The organism is Hyalangium gracile, from assembly GCF_020103725.1.
GTDB classification, from domain to species: Bacteria; Myxococcota; Myxococcia; order Myxococcales; family Myxococcaceae; genus Hyalangium; species Hyalangium gracile.
Map to the genome: position 1 here is coordinate 158,165 of NZ_JAHXBG010000012.1, position 18,543 is coordinate 176,707.

An 18,543-nucleotide genomic window follows, 5' to 3' on the forward strand; every position below is an offset into this window, starting at 1 on the left:
ACCGCTCAACACCCGGGGCCCCCTCCGGGGCGCGAACCGTTTCTCGCACACGGCGAGGCGGGACGTGCACGGCAGGGGCCTTTCAGGAAGCAAAGGCAAGACATGCTGAAGAAGACCGTCAAGATTGGTGACAGTGAGCTGAGCATCGAGGTCGGCCGCATGGCCAAGCAGGCCGATGGCGCCGTCGTGGTGCGCTACGGCGACACGATGCTGCTCGTCACCGCGGTGAGCGCCAAGGAGAAGAAGGACGTCGACTTCCTCCCGCTCACGGTGGAGTACCAGGAGAAGCTGTACTCGGCCGGCCGCATCCCCGGCAGCTACTTCAAGCGCGAGGGCCGGCTCACGGAGAAGGAGACGCTGGCCAGCCGCCTCGTGGACCGCTCCTGCCGCCCGCTGTTCCCCGAGGGCTACGCGTACGAGACGCAGGTCATCGCCAGCGTCATCTCCGCGGACCCGGAGAACGAGGGTGACATCCACGGGATTACGGGCGCCTCCGCGGCGCTGTGGGTGTCCGACATCCCGTTCAACGGCCCCATCGCCGGCATCCGCGTGGGCCGCGTGGACGGCAAGTTCGTGGCCAACCCCACGCACAAGCAGCGCGAGCAGAGCGACATCGACCTGGTCATGGCGGTGAGCCGCGAGGCCATCGTCATGGTCGAGGGTGGCGCCGAGGAGGTGTCCGAGGCGGACATGGTGGCCGCGCTCGAGTTCGGCAAGCAGGCCGTGCAGCCCGCCCTGGACATCCAGGACGAGCTGCGCCGCGAGCTGAACAAGCAGGTGCGCGCCTACGAGAAGCTGCCCTCCGTGGACGAGGGGCTCAAGGCCAAGGTGCGTGAGCTGGCCTGGGACGGCATCGTCAAGGGCTACACCATCAAGGAGAAGGCGGCTCGCTACGACGCGCTCGGCAAGGCCAAGAAGGAGGCCGTGGCGAAGCTCAAGGAGCAGCTGGGCGAGGGCTTCACCCCCACCGTGGAGAAGCACGCCAAGGCGGTGGTGGAGGACCTGAAGTACGAGCACATGCGGCAGATCACCGTGGACGGAGGCCGTATCGGCGGCCGCGGCCACGACGAGGTCCGCAAGATCACCTGCGAGGTGGGCGTGCTCCCGCGCACCCACGGCAGCGCGCTGTTCACCCGCGGCGAGACGCAGGCCCTGGTCGTCACCACGCTGGGCACCAGCGAGGACGAGCAGCGGCTGGAGCTGCTGGGCGGCATGGCCTTCAAGCGCTTCATGCTGCACTACAACTTCCCGCCGTTCAGCGTGAACGAGACCAAGCCGCTGCGCGGCCCGGGTCGTCGCGAGGTGGGTCACGGCGCGCTGGCCGAGCGGGCGCTGCGCAACATGGCGCCCAAGAGCGACAGCTTCCCGTACACCATCCGCATCGTGTCGGACATCCTGGAGTCCAACGGCTCCTCTTCCATGGCCTCGGTGTGCGGCGGCACGCTGGCGCTGATGGACGCGGGCGTCCCCATCAAGGCGCCGGTGGCCGGCATCGCCATGGGCCTGGTGAAGGAGGGCGAGAAGATCGCCATCCTCTCGGACATCCTCGGTGACGAGGACCACCTGGGCGACATGGACTTCAAGGTGTGCGGCACCACCAAGGGCATCACCTCCATCCAGATGGACATCAAGATCACCGGCCTCACCACGGAGATCATGAGCCGCGCGCTGGAGCAGGCGCGTCAGGGCCGCATCCACATCCTGGGCGAGATGCTCAAGGCCATGCCCGAGGCGCGCAAGGAGATCAGCCAGTACGCCCCGCGCATCACCACCATCCAGATCCGTCCCGAGTACATCAAGAACGTCATCGGGCCGGGCGGCAAGGTCATCAAGGACATCATCGCCCGCACGGGCGCCTCGATTAACATCGAGGACTCGGGCCGGGTGGACATCGCCAGCGCCAACGGCGACTCGGTGAAGGCCGCCATCGCGATGATCCAGGCGCTCACCCGCGAGGCGGAGATCGGGAAGATCTACACCGGCACGGTGCGGAAGATCGCCGAGTTCGGCGCCTTCGTGGAGCTGTTCCCGGGCACCGACGGCCTCATCCACATCTCCGAGCTGTCCGACAAGCGCGTGAAGAGCGTGTCGGACGTGCTGAAGGAGGGCGACGAGGTGCTGGTGAAGGTCGTCAGCATCGACAAGACGGGCAAGATCCGCCTGTCTCGCAAGGAGGCCATGGCCGAGCGCGCCGCCGCTCAGCAGCAGGCCGCCACGCCTCCGGCCGGCGACGGGGCTCCCGCTCCCACCCAGCCGAACGCCAAGGCCTGAACCACGGCCTGAGCCTCAGGGGCTGAACGGCGCCCTCTTCCACCTCCGGGTGGGGGAGGGCGTTCGTGTTTTCAGGGGGTGGCTTGGCACCCGGTGCCAGGACGGGGAAGATCTTCCGGCCGGCCCGCGCGTTGAAGGCGCGAGCATGTTCCCGGAGCCTCCGTGTCCCTGCCCTCGCTGACGCCTCCCGCCAAGCCGTCCGGCCTCATCTCGGGGGTGTCGCGCTTCATCGGCGGCTTCCGCTGGGCCTTCATGCCGCTGGGGCTGCTGGCCCTCATCGCCGTGGGCGTCCACGCGGCGGCGGACACGCTCGATGACCGGCTCCTGTCGCTGGTGGACCTGGTGGACTCCGCGTTCGACAGGCTGGTGGGGGCCTCCACCGTCACCGAGGGGCTGGTGGACCTCATCTCCCTGGAGCGGCGTACCCTCATCGCCCGGGCGCTGGCCCTGGCCTGGGAGCTCTCCGTGGACCTGGTGCTGGCCCTGCCGGCGCTCGGCTACCGCGAGTCCCGCGCCAGCCTGGAGCAGGAGCCCTGGCGCAAGTACCTCCAGCAGGACACGCGCCCCACCTGGCGGCAGCTCTTCCTGCGCTCGCTGCGCAAGCCCACCACGCTTCGCTGGACGCGCCCGCTGGCCACCGGCGCGGTGGTGCTCGCCGGCGCGTGCGCGGTGGCCCGGCTCGTCCAGGGCTCGGTGTACCTCTCCTGGCGCGAGCTGCTGGGCGAGCAGGCCGCGGACATGGCGGCGCGAGGGCTCGCCCTGGGCGCGCTGGCGGGCATCCTCGTGACGCTGGGGTGGCGCGCGGTGCTGCGCAACCTCCAGCACGCGGACACCGCCTCCCAGGAGAACGTCCACAACCGCCTGCAGGCCCTCTCGTATGGGCTCGTGGGCTCGGCGCTGGCGGTGCCCCTGGCGCTGGCCGCGGCGCTGGATGCCTCTCCCGTCCTCTCCTTCCTGCGCTGAGGTGGCCCTGTGTTCTCTCGCAACGCACGCGGCCTGCTCGACTTCCTGATGGCCGCCCTGTGTCTGTGGACCGCCTGGCACCACACGCCCGCGGGCGCGCTGGTGCGGCGAGGCGCGGCCTGGGCCTTCAACTCCCGGAGCACCGCCCGCCCGCTGCTGGCCTACTACGATGGGGTGAGCAGCTCCGGGGTGACGCCCTCCGCGCTCGTCCCGGAGGCGCCACCCGTGCGCCCCCTCTCCGAGGTCGAGACGCTCGCCTACGGCACGCACCTGGCGCTCAAGGGCCTCCAGCCCAAGGCGCGCAAGCCCGCGCTGGGGCTCGCCATGGAGCTGGGCATCCCCACCGAGTCGCTGCTGGACGCGGCGCAGGGGCCAGACGCCACGCGCAAGCTCCTCGAGGGCCTGGCCGGGGAGTTCCCCAGCGAGGAGGCCCGGCTCACCGCCGTGTTCGCGGGGCGCATCCCCGCGCGCTATGCCCAGGAGCGCGTGTCGGCCGTGGGAGGCCCGTTCACGCTGGAGGAGCTCTCCCGGCAGCTCCCGCCCGGCTACGAGGACGCCACGGTGGCGGCGACCCAGGCGCTGGCGCTCACCACCGCGTTCGGGCTGAAGTGGCCCGTGCCGGAGGCCACGCGCGTCTCCAGCCCGTTCGGCTACCGGATCCACCCCACGCTGGGCACTCGGAAGCTGCACACGGGCGTGGACCTCAGCGTGCCCCAGGGCACGGAGGTCCGCGTGGTGGAGGATGGCACCGTGCGCCGCGCCAGCGAGGACGCGGTGAACGGCCGGGTGCTCATCATCGACCATGGCCGCGGCGTCACGACGGCCTACTGTCACAACTCCGAGCTGCTGGTGAAGGTGGGCCAGCGCGTGAAGAGCGGGGACGTCATCGCCTACTCGGGCAACACGGGCCGCTCCACCGGCCCGCACCTCCACTACCAGCTGGAGCTCTCCTCCCAGCCCGTGGACCCGCTGCGCTTCCGCTCCGGCTCGCGCGCCGTGGCCACCGGCTCCCAGCTCTGAGCCACGTTCGGGCGGCCGCGCTGACACGTCAGAACTGGTACTGACATGTCAGTGGCGGGGGAGCGCTCCGGCCTCCAGCGCGGAAGAGGCAGGAGGCTCCTCGCAAGCGGCGGTTTTCCGAGGGGTAGGCGAGGGAGCTGTCCCAGGCACCGCGTTTGCTAACTCCAGCGGGGCGGCTCTAGAACTGTCGGCTTTCAGACAGGCCCCGCCCGAGGTCCCCCCGACATGGAAGCACTCATCCAGCAGCTCAAAACCCTGGCGCTCACCGATGCGCTGCCCTTCCTGCTCAAGCTGGGCGGAGCGCTCGTGCTGTGGTTCATCGGGCGCACGGTCATCGGCGGATTCCAGCGCGTCCTGCACCTCACGATGCAGAAGCGGAAGATCGACGCCACGCTGATCCGCTACGTCGAGTCGCTCTTCTCCAGCGCCCTCACCATCCTGCTGCTGCTGGGCCTGCTGGGGATGCTGGGCATCGAGACGACGTCGTTCGCCGCGCTGCTGGCGGCGGCGGGCATCGCCATCGGCTCGGCGTGGTCGGGGCTGCTCTCCAACTTCGCCGCGGGCGTCTTCCTGCTCGTGCTGCGCCCCTTCCGCGTGGGCGATGAGATCACCTCGGGGGAGGTCACCGGGATGGTGCAGGAGATCGGCCTGTTCGTCACCGCCATCGACACGCCGGACAACCTGCGCATCTTCGTCGGCAACAGCCGGCTGCTCGGCGAGAACATCGTCAACCTCAGCCACCACCCCAACCGGCGCATCACCATCAAGGTGCCGCTGGTCCACGGCTGCGATGTCCCGGCCGTCAAGCGCGCGCTGGAGGCGAGGGTGGCGGGCGTCCCCGACGTCCTGGCCCAGCCCGCCGTCTCCGTCGAGGTGGAGGAGTTCACCGTGACGGGGCCCGTGCTCGCGGTGCAGGCCTGGTGCAAGCCGCCGAGTGCCAACCCGGTGAAGGACGGCATGGGCCAGGCCATCCAGGAGGCCCTGGCGCTCTCCGGGTACGCCCTGCCCATGCAGTCGCAGAACCTGATTCTCCCCAAGACCGGCTGAGGTCGTGCTAGGTCGCACGCGCATGGCTACCCTGCAGGTTCGACGCGTGCGCCCCGACCATCCGGATCCCCTGCCGCTGCCTCGGTACGAGACGGCCCAGGCCGCTGGGATGGATCTCCGGGCGGACATCGATGGAGAGCGGACGCTGCGCCCCCTCGAGCGGCTGGCCGTACCCACCGGGCTGGCCATCGCGCTGCCTCCCGGCTACGAGGGGCAGGTGCGGCCCCGCTCCGGGCTGGCGCTCAAGCACGGCATCACCCTGCTGAACTCGCCCGGGACGATCGATGCGGACTACCGGGGCGAGGTCCACGCCGTCCTGGTGAACCTCTCCCAGGAGCCCTTCACCCTGCGTAGAGGTGACCGGGTGGCCCAGCTGGTCGTGGCGCCTGTCACCGTGGCGGAGATCCAGGAGGTCGCCGTCCTGGACGCCACCCCTCGGGGGGAAGGTGGGTTCGGCTCCACCGGACGATGACACCGGCTCGTTCCTTGCTGCCCTGGGAGTGGGCAGGATAAGGAGGGTGTGGGCCACCGGCAAAGGGCCCATGCAAGGAGTCGGAGTCCCCTCTCGTGCTCTGCTACCGCTGCGGCAGCCACGTCCCTGATACGACCGACACCTGTCCTACCTGCGGCCAGAAGTTCGACGCCGCGGCTCGACAGGCCTCGGGCGCTTCCGCGCGCAAGCGAGGGGGCGTGGAGGGGGCCCCCTACAAGCAGGGGGACGTCGCCGCCGGGCGCTACGTCATCAAGGAGCTGCTGGGCGCCGGGCCCGTTGGCTACGTCTTCCGGGCGCAGGATCGCTCGCAGGATGTCGACGTCGCCTTCAAGGTCATCAACCCCCGGCTCCTCCAGGAGCCCGAGGAGCGGACCCAGTTCTCGCTGGTGATGCGGGTCGGCAAGAAGCTCAACCACCCGTACCTGTCGCGCGTGTACGAGGAGGGCCTCGACCAGGATCGCCCGTACTTCACCTCGCAGGTCATCGAAGGCATGCCGCTGCGCCGGATGATGGAGATGCGCGCGGCCAAGGGGCAGCCCTTCACCCTCAAGGAGGTGGAGCCGCTGCTCAGCCAGCTGGGTGCCGCGCTGGATGCCGCGCACCGGTACGGGCCCCACTCGGACCTCAAGCCGGAGAACATCATCGTCCTGCCGGACGTGCTCAAGGTGACCGACTATGGGCTCGCCCTGGGCATCCCGCGCCTGCCGTTCGTCCAGGCCCAGAAGGGCTACCGCGCCGAGGGCTACATCGCCCCCGAGTACGTCTCCAACGGGGAGATCGACTCGCGCATGGACATCTACTCGCTCGCGGTCATCGTGGGCGAGATGCTCACCGGGCTGATGCCGGACGCGGACGGCATCCCCGAGGTCCTGATGAAGAATCCGGACCTCCCGCCCGCCTTCGAGGCGCTCTACCGGCGCGCGCTCAACTCCAACCCGCTGGCCCGCCCCAAGACGGCGGGCGAGTTCTCCGCCGAGTTCTCCTCCATCGTGGCCAAGGGGCCGGCCGCCCTGAAGCGTCCGGCGCCGCAGGCGGCTCCGCTGGGCAGCTCGGCGCTCACCCAGACGGCCCGGAGCTCGGAGAAGCCACCTCCGCCGGTGCCCACCGATCAGCTCCCCATCGCCAGCGTCTCTCCGCCGCTGCCGGTGCGGTCGCCGCCCGCGCCGGAGCTGCCTCCGGTGGATGCCACCCAGCCGATGGATGCCGCGATGCTGGCCGCCATCATGGCGGCGCCTCCCGTGGCCGCCGCCAAGCCCGATGGGGCGGACAAGCCTCCCGAGCCCCGGCTCTCCGGGGAGTCTCGCCCCGGCAGGCTCTCCGCCTCGGGGCAGCCCCCGGCTTCCTCCGCGGCGACGGCCAGTGCAGCCCGGGCTCCGGCGCCTGCGGCGACAGGCGCTCGCCAGTCCGCGAAGCAGGCGGCTCCGCGCACCTCCAAGAAGGTGGAGAAGCGGTCCATGCCGGCCCTCTGGCTCGTGCTGCTGACCGTCGCGGGGCTGGCCACGGGCTCGGCCGTTGGCTACCTCATCCTCAAGCGCATGGGCCCGCCGGGCCAGGAGAACGGGGGAGGGCTCCCGGCGCAGCCGCCGCGGCCGCCGCCGACGCCCTCGGTGCCCTCGGCTCCCTCGACTCCCGCGGAGGTGGGGCCGATGGTTCCCGTGGGCCGCTGCCCCTCGGGCATGAAGCTGGTGAGCGGCGGGGCCTTCAACCAGGGCGCACCCGCGGATGAGCAGGACCGCATGGTGGATGAGCGGCCGCTGCGGAGCGTCCAGGTCGTCTCCTTCTGCATCGACGAGTACGAGTACCCCAACCAGAAGGGCGCCCAGCCCCGCGTCAGCGTGACCTGGGAGGAGGCGCGGCAGCTCTGCGACAAGGAAAAGAAGCGGCTCTGCCGGGAGGAGGAGTGGGAGAAGGCCTGCAAGGGGCCCGGCAGCTCGCGCTACCCGTACCCGGGCCCATTCAACCCGGAGCGCTGCAACACCGATGATGCCCAGGGCAAGGATCGCAAGCTGGCCGAGGCGGGCCGCTTCGAGGAGTGCCGCTCGGCCTACCAGGTCGCCGATCTCTCCGGCAACGTGGCGGAGTGGACGTCCTCGCCCTTCACGGGCAATGACCTGAACCGGACGCAGAAGGGAGGCGCCTTCGACCGGCCCGGCTACGCGGTCCGCTGCTCGGCACGGATCAGCGGTGATCCAGGCAAGCCGGAGCCCACCGTGGGCTTCCGCTGCTGCGCGGATGTGCAGCCATGAGGCGCACCGGGGCCGCGCTGCTGCTCGCGCTGCTGCCGGTGGTGGCCGCCGCCCAGGCGCGCCCGAAGGTGGTGGCGGTGAAGTCCTCCGCGCTCGCGCCCTACGCCTCCGTGCTCGCGGGCTTCCGCGCCGAGGCCAACGCCGACGTGCAGGAGATGATGCTGGACGAGAGCCCGGCCGCGGCCGCTCGCGTCTTCAAGGCGCTGTCGCTGCAGAAGCCGGCGCTGGTGCTGGCCATCGGGCCCCTGGCGGCCAACGCCGCGCGCCGCTCGCTGGGCGAGGAGATCCCCGTCCTCTTCGTCATGGTGCCCTACTTCGAGAAGTACGGCCTGGAGGGCCCCAACGTCACCGGCATCGCGCTGACGAGCGACTACGCCCCGGAGCTGGGCGCCCTCAAGGCGATGGTGCCCAAGGCGAAGCGGGTGGGCATCCTGCATGATCCGCGCTTCTCGGCGAAGCAGGTGCAGGCGGCGCAGGAGGCCGCCAGCGCCCAGGGGCTGACCATCGTCCCGCTGGAGGTGGAGACGCAGGCCCGCGTGGAGAAGGTGCTCGGGGGCGCGGCGGGCAAGGTGGACGCGCTGCTCATGGTGGCCGACAAGACGGTGGCCAACACCGCCGTCGTCCAGGCGCTCATCACCTTCGCCACCACCCAGAAGATTCCCCTGGTGGCGCTGACGCCCAGCCAGGTGAAGGAGGGCGCCACGCTCTCGCTGGCTCCCAGCCCCACGGCCATCGGCCAGCAGGCCGGGCGGCTCGCCAACCGCATCATCCACGAGAAGGTGGACCCCGGCGCGCTGGCGGTGGCGCAGCCCGAGGGCATGGATCTGTCCATCAGCCTCACCGCCACCCGTAAGCTGAGCTCCTCCTGCGACGTCGCGATGGAACTGCTCCGGTACGCGGCGAAGCGGGACTTTCCCGTCAAGGTGCTCGAGTGATTCCACGATACAGCCGTCAGGAGATGGCCGCCCTCTGGTCCGACGTTGCCCGCTACCGCCGCTGGCGGGACGTGGAGCTGACCGCGCTGGAGGGCATGGTGCAGGCGGGGCTCGCCCCCAAGGAGGCGCTGGAGGACTGCCGGGCTCGCGCCGGGGACTTCACGCCGGAGGATGCCGCGCGCATCGAGGAGATCGAGCGCACGACGAAGCATGACGTCATCGCCTTCCTCACCTTCATGGAGGAGCGCATCGGCCCCAGCGCCCGCTGGCTGCACATGGGGATGACGTCCTCGGACGTGCTGGACACGTCGCTGGGGATGACGCTGCGCGACGCGGTGGATCTCCTCCTCCAGGGGCTGGCGCGGGCGATGGCGGCGGTGGAGAGGCGCGCCTTCGAGCACAAGAACACGGTGATGATGGGGCGCAGCCACGGCATCCACGCCGAGCCCATCACCTTCGGCCACAAGCTGGCCATCTGGTACGACGAGCTGAGCCGCGCCCGCGCCCGGCTGGAGCGCGCCCGCGAGGCCATCGCCGTGGGGATGATCTCCGGCGCGGTGGGGACGTTCGCGCACCTGCCTCCCTCCGTGGAGGAGCACGTGTGCCGCAAGCTGGGGCTCCACGAGGAGCCGGCCTCCAGCCAGATCATCCAGCGCGACAGGCACGCGGAGTTCTTCACGGCCCTGGCCCTGCTGGGCACCAGCATCGAGAAGTTCGCGGTGGAGATCCGCCACCTGCAGCGCACCGAGGTGCGCGAGGCGGAGGAGCCCTTCACGCCGGGCCAGAAGGGCTCCAGCGCCATGCCGCACAAGCGCAACCCCATCCTGTCGGAGAACCTGACGGGGCTGGCGCGGCTGCTGCGCGGCTACGCGGTGAGCGCCATGGAGGACGTGCCGCTGTGGCACGAGCGGGACATCTCCCACTCCTCCGTGGAGCGCGTCATCGGCCCGGACGCCACCATCGTGGCGGACTTCATGCTCCACCGCTTCGCGGGGCTGATGGAGAACCTGCGCGTCTACCCCGAGCAGATGGCCCGCAACGTGGAGCTGCTGGGCGGGGTGGTGAACTCGCAGCGCATCCTGCTGGAGCTGGCGCGCAAGGGGATGGACCGGCAGGCCGCCTACGTCATCGTCCAGCGCAACGCGATGAAGATGTACGAGGAGGGCGTGGGCTTCCGCGAGGCGCTGCTGAAGGACGCCGATCTGCTGAAGATGATGACCCCCGAGGAGATCAACGACTGCTTCTCCACGGGCTACCACACGCGCCACATGGACGACATCTTCCGCCGCGTGTTCGGCCGCAGCGAGTAGGGCGCGCCCGGCGCCGGCCTGGGCCACCGCTCGCGCGCGCTGGGAGGACTCCCACCTCGAGGAAAGAGGGCCCGGGTAGCACTTCACCCGGGCCCTCTGGTGCTTCAGTCAGTCTTCGCCGGGATCAGGGATCCATGGGCTTTCCATCGATCTCCAGGATGGTGAAGACGACGCGGCGGTTGTTCTCGCGGCCCTGGGCCGTCTTGTTCGTGTCCACCGGCTGCGTCTCTCCGTAGCCCTCGGACTCCAGGCGCTCCGGAGCGATGCCCGCCTGCTCCACCAGGTACTTGCGGACGTTGCCCGCGCGCCGCTGCGACAGGTCCATGTTGAAGTCGTCCGCACCGCGGTCATCGGTGTGGCCCTCGACGCGAACCTTGGTGATCTGCGGGTTGGCCCGGAGCACCTGTCCCACCTGCTGCAGCAGCGGGAAGGAGCGCGCCAGCACCACGTCCTTGTTGGTGGCGAAGTACACCTTCTCGAGGATCATGATCGAGCGGCCATGGACCTCGACCTGGGGCTTGCCCTCGTCCGGGCAGCCGTCCGAGTCGTCCACGCCGTTGATGACCTCGGGCTCGGTCGCGCACTTGTCCTCGCCATCGACGACGCCGTCCCGGTCGTTGTCGGGGTCGGGGCAGCCGTCCTCGTCCTGGAAGTTGTCCTTGTCCTCCGGCTGCAGCGGGCACTTGTCCTGGCCGTCCAGGTTGCCGTCCTGATCGTTGTCGGGGTCGGGGCAGCCGTCCTCGTCCTGGAAGCCGTCCTTGTCCTCCGGCTCGTTCGGGCACTTGTCGGCCGTGTCGGGCTGGCCATCCAGATCGTTGTCGGGGTCGGGGCAGCCGTCCTCATCCTGGAAGCCGTCCTTGTCCTCCGGCTCGTTCGGGCACTTGTCCGCCACGTCGGGGATGCCGTCCTGGTCGTTGTCGAGGTCCGGGCAGCCGTCCTCGTCCTGGAAGCCATCCCTGTCCTCCGCATCGTCCGGGCACTTGTCCTCGGTGTCTGGCAGGCCGTCGTCGTCCGAGTCCTTCGGACGCGGGGGAGGCGCCTCCGCCGTCCAGGAGAAGCCGGTGAACACCCGGAAGGAGGGCATGCCGTAGCCGACCGTCATGCCTCGGCCCAGCCCGAGCGTGGCCAGCACGTTCTTGTTGAAGTGGTACTGGAGCCCGGCCAGCAGCTCCAGGGGGATCTCCTCCTCGTCCGCTCCGCCCGTGGCGCCCAGGCCCAGCGCGCCCGCCAGCGACGCCATGCCCGTGAGATCATGGCCCCGGACCTGGAACGGGATGGCGGCGCCGAGCCCGTAGCTCAGCTCGTTGCCCACCGAGAGGTTGAGCAGTTCCTGGCGGCTGCGCAGGCTCACGCCCACGTTGGCGAGCAGCCGGGTGCCGTTGTCGAAGGCGTAGTCCGCCGCGACGCGCGGCTGCACGCCGACGCCCTTCTGGCCGTGCAGATCCTTGCTGCCGCCGGTGGGGAGCACCACCGGGGCGGCGAGCGCCAGGCGCAGGCCCTCGTGGTCGAGCAGCAGCGCCTTGGGCACCAGCCGCAGGTCGCCCAGGCCGCCCTTCCACGTCTGCTCCACGGGGCCCGAGGCCTGCTCGTTGAACTCGCCATGCTGGAGGTTGAGGGGAACGGACGCCCCCAGCTCGAAGTGATTCCCCAGGCCGATGGCGCCTACCAGGTCGAAGCCCAGCTGGTTCTTCACCAGGTGCTGGAGCAGATCCTCGTTGGCCGCGTTGATGACGACCAGCGGCTCATGGGCGTAGTTGAGGTACAGGCCGGCGCGCCACGCCAGGTGTCCCGGCACTCCCGCGCCGTGCAGGCCCAGCACGTCCGCCTTGCCCGGAGCGGGCTTGAACTGCTGCACGTCGATGGCCGTGGAGCTCTGCGCCCGCGCGGACGGGGAGGCCGCCAGCACCGCCACGGCTCCCAGCCCGAGCAGGGCGCGGAGGCCTCGCGAGGAGGACACCCGCGCGCCCCGGCGACCCAGGACGGTGAGGCCCACCAGGGCCAGGGCCATCCAGAGGGCGCTCGGCGGGCCGCCGTCGTCCGAGGCGCTGCAGCCCCGGCCCACCACGCGGCGCTCGATGATGGGGAGCGGCTCCACCGTGACGGTCACCGTGGCCGTCGAGCTGCCGCCCTTGCCGTCGCTGATGGTGTAGGTGAACGTCTCCGTCCCCGAGAAGCCCGGCGCGGGCGTGTAGAGGATGCGGGTGCCCCCGTCGGCGATGGTCACCGTGCCGCCCTCGCTGCCCTGCGTCACCGTGACGACGGTGAGGGTCTCCTCGATGTCGGGCGCGAACGAGTCGTTGGCCAGCACGTCGATGGAGTTGCCCTCCGTGCTCTCCGTCACCGTGGCCGAGTCATCCGTGGCCGTCGGCACGTCGTTCACGGGGTTGACGGTGAGCGGCAGGGTGTCCGTGTCGCTCTTCGGGCCGTCGGGGCCGGTGTTGCCCAGGTCGTTCGAGGTGATGGTGAGGCTGGCCTCGCCGAAGTAGTTGGCGTCCGGCGCGAAGGTCAGGCTCTGGATCGCCGCGTTGATGGCGGCCAGGGTGCCGGTGAAGGTCATCGTCGTGTCCGACGTGCCATCGCCCGCGGAGAACGTCAGCCCGGTGGTGGTTCCGCCCAGCGAGATGGTGCCGTGGGTGACGGTGAGCGTCACCTCGAGGTTGCCGCTGCCCACATCCACGTCGCTGATGGACAGCCCATTGCCGTTGGCCGTCGAGAGCGTCAGCGAGGTGTCCTCGGGCGTGCTCTGCGCAGTGGGCAGGTTGTTCACCGGCGGGTCGTTGGCGGCGATGACCCTCGTGGTCGTCGAGTCGAAGTTGTCCTCCAGGCTGCCGTCGGTCTGCGCCTCCACGTAGACGTCGGCCCGGATCGTCCCGCTCTCGATGGTGGGGATGACCACGATGGAGATGGGCGAGCCGAGGCCGATGCCCTGGTTCGGATAGGTGCAGACGACCTTGCGCGCCGCCTCCGAGCAGGTCCATCCCGGCCCGCTGGCGCTGGAGAACGTCGTCCCGGTGGGCACGTCGAACGTCACCGTGATGAGCCCCGTGTAGTGGGGGCCGCCATTGAAGGGCGTGGCCGTATAGGTCAGGGGCGTGCCCTGCACCACGGGATCCGGCGCGTCGGTGAGGATGATCGACACCTGCGACTCCGCCAGGAGCTGGTTGCTGTCCGTGGCGGTGTTGTTCGACGGATCGCTGTCGAGGCCCGGAGCCGGCTCCGAGATGGTGGCCGTCACATCCACGTTGCCGACCGTCGCCATCTCGCTCACGGTCAGCTCGTACTCGTAGGTGACGGAGCCGCCCGGAGGCACGGTGAGCGTCGAGGTGATGGCCCCCGTGCCGCTCGCCACCGGGCAGGTCGCGCCTCCCGCGGCGGTGCACGTCCACGTGACAGCCGAGGCGTTCGCGGGCAGCGGCACGGAGAACGGCGCGTTCGTCGCGGTCGCCGGGCCGGAGTTGGTGACGGTGATGGTGTAGAAGTAGGTCAGCCCGGGCTCGACGACGGGGTCCACGTTGTCGATGGTGACGGCGAGATCCAGGGGCACGCACGTCAGCCACGGGAGTGGGATGGCGGGCGCGGCGACCACCTGGCCCGAGCCGCCGAAGGTCGCGCCGTTCACGGGGAACTCCGTCAGGGACGACGAGGTGGTGTTGCCCGAGTCGCCGCCTTCGACGGACGTCGTCACGGTGCCACCGCTCAGGGCGATGTAGCCGCCACCGCCACCGCCGCCCGGGCCCTCGGACTCGGCGGTGGTGATGAGCTGCCGGCCGCCGGCGCCACCATTGGCGTACACGGCGATGCCGGACAGGTCGCTGCTGAGGACGACCACCGTTCCGCCGCCGCCGCCGCCGCCGGGGGCGTCGTTGTGCGGGGAGGTCGTGTTCTGGGCGTTGCCACCGTTGGCGAAGATGGAGCCGGAGCCGTTCACGGTGGAGGAGATGAGGTAGACGAGGCCGCCGCCATTGCCGCCATCGGCGCCCGCGGCGTTGTTCCCATCACCCGCGCCGCCGCCGCCGCCCAGGAAGAGCCGCGAGGTGGGATCGTTGTCGACGGGGTGTCCGCCCAGGCCGCCGACCTCCTCGCGCAGGTTGCCGCCCCACAGTGCGTTGCCAGGGCCCGTGGTGAGCGCATCCTCGTTGGAGGCGGAGTAGCTGTAGCCGCCGCGGCCGCCGCCGGACTCGTCGGTCAGCGCGTTGCCGTTGGAGATGAAGGCCGGGTCGAGCGCCCAGGCCGCGCTGCCCACGACGGTGCTGCTCATCACGCCCTGGCCGCGCCAGAGCTTGCCGTTGTTGCCGTTGGAGCCGCCGCCGCCACCGCCGTTGTGGCTGTTGCCGCCGCCGCCGCCGTTGGCCGGAGCACCACGGCCGTAGCGCCCGCTCAGCGTCGCGTAGGTGGTGCCATCGCCCGCGATGCCCTCGCCCTTCTGCGCGCCATCGGCGGGGTTGTCCGAGCGGTAGAGGGTGACCCTCTGCGTGGAGGCCTGCGAGCTGTTGTCACGCAGGCCCGCGAGGAAGCCCTGGCCGCTGACGTTGATGGTCCCGGACAGCGAGGTGATGCCGTCCACGTGGAGCACCACGACGCCGCCACGCTGGCCGTTCCAGGGCGCCGCGACGACCGTGCCGCCGCTGTCCACCGTGAGGTTGGTGAACTGCGGCACGCGCACCACCTGCGTCCGGCCCGCCTGGCTGTAGCTGTTCTTCAGCCCGCTGCACGCCAGGTGGACGGTGTTGCCCTCGACGCGCAGGACGGCGGCGAACTCGTGGAGGCCCGCGCCGTTGAGGTTGGTGACGGTGCCGTACGCCGGGCCGTCCGAGGTGTCGATGGACGCGCCCTGCATCTGGATGATGAAGACCAGATCGCCGGCCTCCAGGGGACCGAAGTTCGGATCCTCCAGATCCGTGGCGGCCGTCACCTGGACGCTGGTGGCGCCCGCGGCGGCGTCCGCGGCGAGCACCGCGTACCGGTTGAGGACGGTGTTGGGCACGGTGACCGTGAAGTCTCCGTCCGCGCCGACGAGGGCCTTGGCCTGGCTCGTGGGCGGGGAGGCGTCGGAGAGGGTCTGCTCGCAGGCCGTCGCGAAGATGCCGCAGAGGGCGAGCAGCGCCGCACGGAGGACGCGAGAGGAGGGCAGCGAGACGGCACCCGAGAGGTTCCTCCAGGGAGTGTTCTCCCTGGAGCCCAGGGGCTCGATGCGTGCGGGGGAATGGGGATTCATGGACTTGGATGCTCCTGTGTCTGGCGCAGGCCAGGCACGATGGCTCTCTATTCGTTCTGCAACACCGTGGCCAGCCCCCTGGGAGGTCATTCCCGGCCCCGAAATCCCGACCTGGGAGGTGGGGGGCGGGTCCGTCAGCCGGAGCGACGTGTCAATCCGTGTGTCAACGCGTGTGTCAGGGCCCGTCAGGAGGCTCTGGCGGGGCGCATTTCCGCCAGGAACAGAGCGGGGAGAGGGCTGGTCCGGGATGTGCAGAAGGTCGCGGCATGCGAACCATTCGAGAAGGCGCCCACATCGTCTTCAGCGTCCTCGACCCCTCCTTCCTGGAGGAGACGGTGGCGCTGGCCTGCACCGTCTACTCCCAGCGTGAGCCGATGGCGCTGGCCCTGGGACTGACGCCGGAGGAGCTGCGGCCCTACGTGGAGTCCTGCGTGGAGGAGGCCTGCTACCAGGAGCTGGGGGTCGTCGCGCTCGAGCGCGAGAGCGGGTGCGTGGTGGGCTTCAGCCTCGCCAAGGACTACCTCACCCCGCTCCAGTGGAAGGTGACGGAGCGGCTGGCTCCGATGCACGAGCTCTTCCAGGCGCTCGAGCAGGGCTACCTGGGAGAGCACGGCTCCCCGGGAGAGTCCGGCGTGTTCGGGCACGAGCTGATGACGGGCATTGCCGCCGAGCATCCGTACCAGCGGACCCGCCGCGCCACCATCGCTCCCACGCTCGGGTACGAGCTGATGGCCCTGCGCACCGGACTGCTCGGCGCCAGGGGCTACCAGCAGGCCATCGCCATCTCGACGGAGCCCCGCGCCCAGCAGATCCATGAGTGCCTGGGAGCGCACCGGCTCTGCTCGATCAGCTACGAGGACTTCATCACCCTGAAGGATCGCCAGCGGCCCTTCGCCTCGATGAGCGGACGCTCCTGCGCGCTGATGCTCAAGGATCTCCGGGAGGGGAGGGCCAGCCTCGCGAAATCCGGCCGCGTGCTCCGGGGGCCCGTCGCCCTGCCTTCATCCAGCTCAGCGCGAGCCCACGTCCTTGGCCGACGCGTTGAGGGCGGCCAGCAGGGGCGCGCTCTCCCGGATGGGCGGCCGGAGGGTCGACTCCGCGGAGGGGACGACGGCCTCCCTTCGGTGCACCACCTCGTGGACGCGGAGCGGAGCGCTCATGCCGGGCAGTGAGCGCGCACCGAGCAGCGCGCACTCGAAGCCCGAGTCCAGCTGCTGGCGGAGCTCCTCTCGGATGAGGATCTGATCCCGCTCCGCGATGGAGGCCAGCCAGGATGCCCGGTTCACCACGTCTCCCACCACCGTGTAGTCCAGCCGGCCCAGCCCCTGGGTGCCGATGCTGCCCGACACCAGGGCTCCCGAGTCCACGCCGATGCACACGCCATGGGCGTACGGCGAGCCCTCACCGGCCCGGAAGGCCAGGGCCCGCAGCAACTGGCGCGCCGAGAGGCAGGCATCGAGCGCCCGGCCCACGTGCCCCTGTCCCCGGAAGACGGCCATCACCGCGTCCCCGACGAACTTGTCCACCACTCCGCCTCGGGAGACGAGCTCGGGGACGATGACCTCGAAGTTGGCGTTGAGCCGCTGGATGGCCGCCTCCGGCTGATCGCCGCGCGTCCACTCGGTGAAGTCCTTCACGTCGATGAAGACGACCGTGCTCTCCACCTTCTCGCCGACGGCGCCCAGCGGCGTGCGCACCGCCGAGAGCACCCGCTCCACCACGCCGCCGTTCACGAACATCCGCAGCAGATCGTTCTCTTCGGTGGAGCGCAGCATCCGGCGCAGCTCCCGGACGTGCTTGACCGTCTTCTCCATCGTGCTGCGCAGGTCGTCGAAGTTGATCGGCTTGACCAGGAAGTCGAAGGCGCCCCGGTTCATCGCCGTGCGCAGGTTGCTCATGTCGCCGTAGGCGGAGACGATGATGACCTTGGCCAGCGGGTTCACCTCGCCGACGCGGCCCAGGAAGGTGAGCCCGTCCATCTTCGGCATCTTGAGATCCGACAGGACGACCTCCACGTCCGGGTGCTGGCGCAGCTTCTCCAGCGCCTCCTCGCCGTTGGCGGCGAAGATGAACTCGTAGACGGACTCCTCGATCTCCTTGCGCAGCAGCAGCTGCATCACCAGCGCCATGTCAGGCTCGTCGTCCACGACGAGCACCTTCGTGGCGCGGGTGGGACGGCCGGTCTGCACCAGCGCGGAGAAGGTGGCGGCCAGCTCGCGAGCCGAGGAGAAGCGCTGCGAGAGGACCGGCGAGAGCGCGCGGGCGAAGAAGGCATCCAGCTGCGTGCCCAGCTCGGGCTCCAGGCGCGAGGGGGGCGTGGGAGAGACGGAGGTGCTCTCCTGGCGCAGCTGCTCGAGCGCCTGCGGGGAGAAGGGGTAGTCGCCCGTGAGCAGCCGGTACGCGACGACGGCCAGCGACCAGAGATCCGCGCGGTGGTCCAGGTCCGCCTGCCCTCGCATCTGCTCGGGGCTCATGTAGCGCGGGGTGCCGGCCACCTCGCTCTGCTGGGGCTCGCCCGCGTCCATCAGCGCCAGCCCGAAGTCGAGGACCTTGACCACCTCCTCGCCATCGAGGCGGGCCAGGAAGATGTTGCCCAGCTTGAGATCCCGGTGGATGACGCCCGCGGTGTGCGCCGCGGTGAGGGCTCGGGCCACCTGGTTGAGCAGGGGCACCACCGCCGCGGGGGGCAGGCGCTGGCGCCGCTCGAGGAGCGCCGCGAGATCCTCGCCCTCCAGCAGCTCCATCACGATGTACGGAACGTCCCCCTCGTCGATGCCGTAGTCGTAGATCTGCACCACATGCGGGTTCTGCAGCCGGGCGATGGCCTTGGCCTCTTGCGCGAACCGCTGCCGCGACTCAGGCGAGGTGAGGTGGTGTGAGGCCATCAGCTTGATGGCCACGTGCCGCTGGAGCTGCGAATCCAGTGCCAGCCAGATGGCGCCCATGCCACCGCCCGCAATGCTCCGCTTGAGGACGTATCTGCCGCTGATCGGGCGTTCGGTCATGATCCGTGGGGGGCCGCCAGGATGCTGCCAGGGAGCCA

At 70.4% G+C, this 18,543-nt stretch carries 10 protein-coding genes; 8 read left to right on the forward strand and 2 right to left on the reverse strand.

Translation table 11 applies throughout. The features are described 5' to 3' along the window. Nucleotides 1-102 precede the first annotated feature (102 nt). The 8 genes from pnp (at nt 103) to purB (ending at nt 10,285) form a co-directional block, all read left to right on the forward strand. The gene (pnp, locus tag KY572_RS24780; RefSeq protein WP_224245427.1) at nt 103-2,271 is read left to right on the forward strand and encodes a polyribonucleotide nucleotidyltransferase; all 2,169 of its coding nucleotides are present in this window, start codon (nt 103-105) and stop codon (nt 2,269-2,271) included. Nucleotides 2,272-2,439: 168 nt separating this feature from the next. Next, nucleotides 2,440-3,234 (forward strand): hypothetical protein, encoded by a 795-nt coding sequence (locus KY572_RS24785; protein WP_407659995.1) that lies wholly within the window; start codon nt 2,440-2,442, stop codon nt 3,232-3,234. 9 nt (nt 3,235-3,243) lie between these two features. Continuing rightward, complete coding sequence (locus KY572_RS24790) at nt 3,244-4,254, forward strand: M23 family metallopeptidase (protein ID WP_224245429.1); 1,011 nt, start codon at nt 3,244-3,246, stop codon at nt 4,252-4,254. Between the two features lie 225 nt (nt 4,255-4,479). Next, nucleotides 4,480-5,301, forward strand: coding sequence for a mechanosensitive ion channel family protein (locus tag KY572_RS24795; protein WP_224245430.1), 822 nt, complete (start codon nt 4,480-4,482; stop codon nt 5,299-5,301). Between the two features lie 22 nt (nt 5,302-5,323). Next, nucleotides 5,324-5,773 (forward strand): dUTP diphosphatase, encoded by a 450-nt coding sequence (gene dut, locus KY572_RS24800; RefSeq protein ID WP_224245431.1) that lies wholly within the window; start codon nt 5,324-5,326, stop codon nt 5,771-5,773. Nucleotides 5,774-5,868: 95 nt separating this feature from the next. Then, nucleotides 5,869-8,040: a protein kinase domain-containing protein gene (locus tag KY572_RS47855; protein WP_224245432.1), complete on the forward strand. Its 2,172-nt coding sequence runs from the start codon at nt 5,869-5,871 to the stop codon at nt 8,038-8,040. Next, on the forward strand, nt 8,037-8,975 hold the full coding sequence (locus tag KY572_RS24810; protein WP_224245433.1) for an ABC transporter substrate-binding protein: 939 nt from the start codon (nt 8,037-8,039) through the stop codon (nt 8,973-8,975). Before KY572_RS47855 ends, KY572_RS24810 begins: the two co-directional genes overlap by 4 nt. Further along, nucleotides 8,972-10,285 carry an adenylosuccinate lyase gene (purB, locus tag KY572_RS24815; protein ID WP_224245434.1) on the forward strand — a complete coding sequence of 438 codons (1,314 nt, stop codon included), beginning with the start codon at nt 8,972-8,974 and terminating at the stop codon, nt 10,283-10,285. Before KY572_RS24810 ends, purB begins: the two co-directional genes overlap by 4 nt. Before the next feature lie 124 nt (nt 10,286-10,409). Here purB and KY572_RS24820 read toward each other — a convergent pair whose 3' ends face one another. Both KY572_RS24820 and KY572_RS24825 read right to left on the reverse strand, forming a co-directional pair. Then, nucleotides 10,410-15,500: an Ig-like domain-containing protein gene (locus KY572_RS24820; RefSeq protein ID WP_224245435.1), complete on the reverse strand. Its 5,091-nt coding sequence runs from the start codon at nt 15,498-15,500 to the stop codon at nt 10,410-10,412. A 1,010-nt stretch (nt 15,501-16,510) separates the two neighbouring features. Next, nucleotides 16,511-18,505 carry a protein kinase domain-containing protein gene (locus KY572_RS24825; RefSeq protein WP_224245436.1) on the reverse strand — a complete coding sequence of 665 codons (1,995 nt, stop codon included), beginning with the start codon at nt 18,503-18,505 and terminating at the stop codon, nt 16,511-16,513. Between the last annotated feature and the right edge of the window lie 38 nt (nt 18,506-18,543).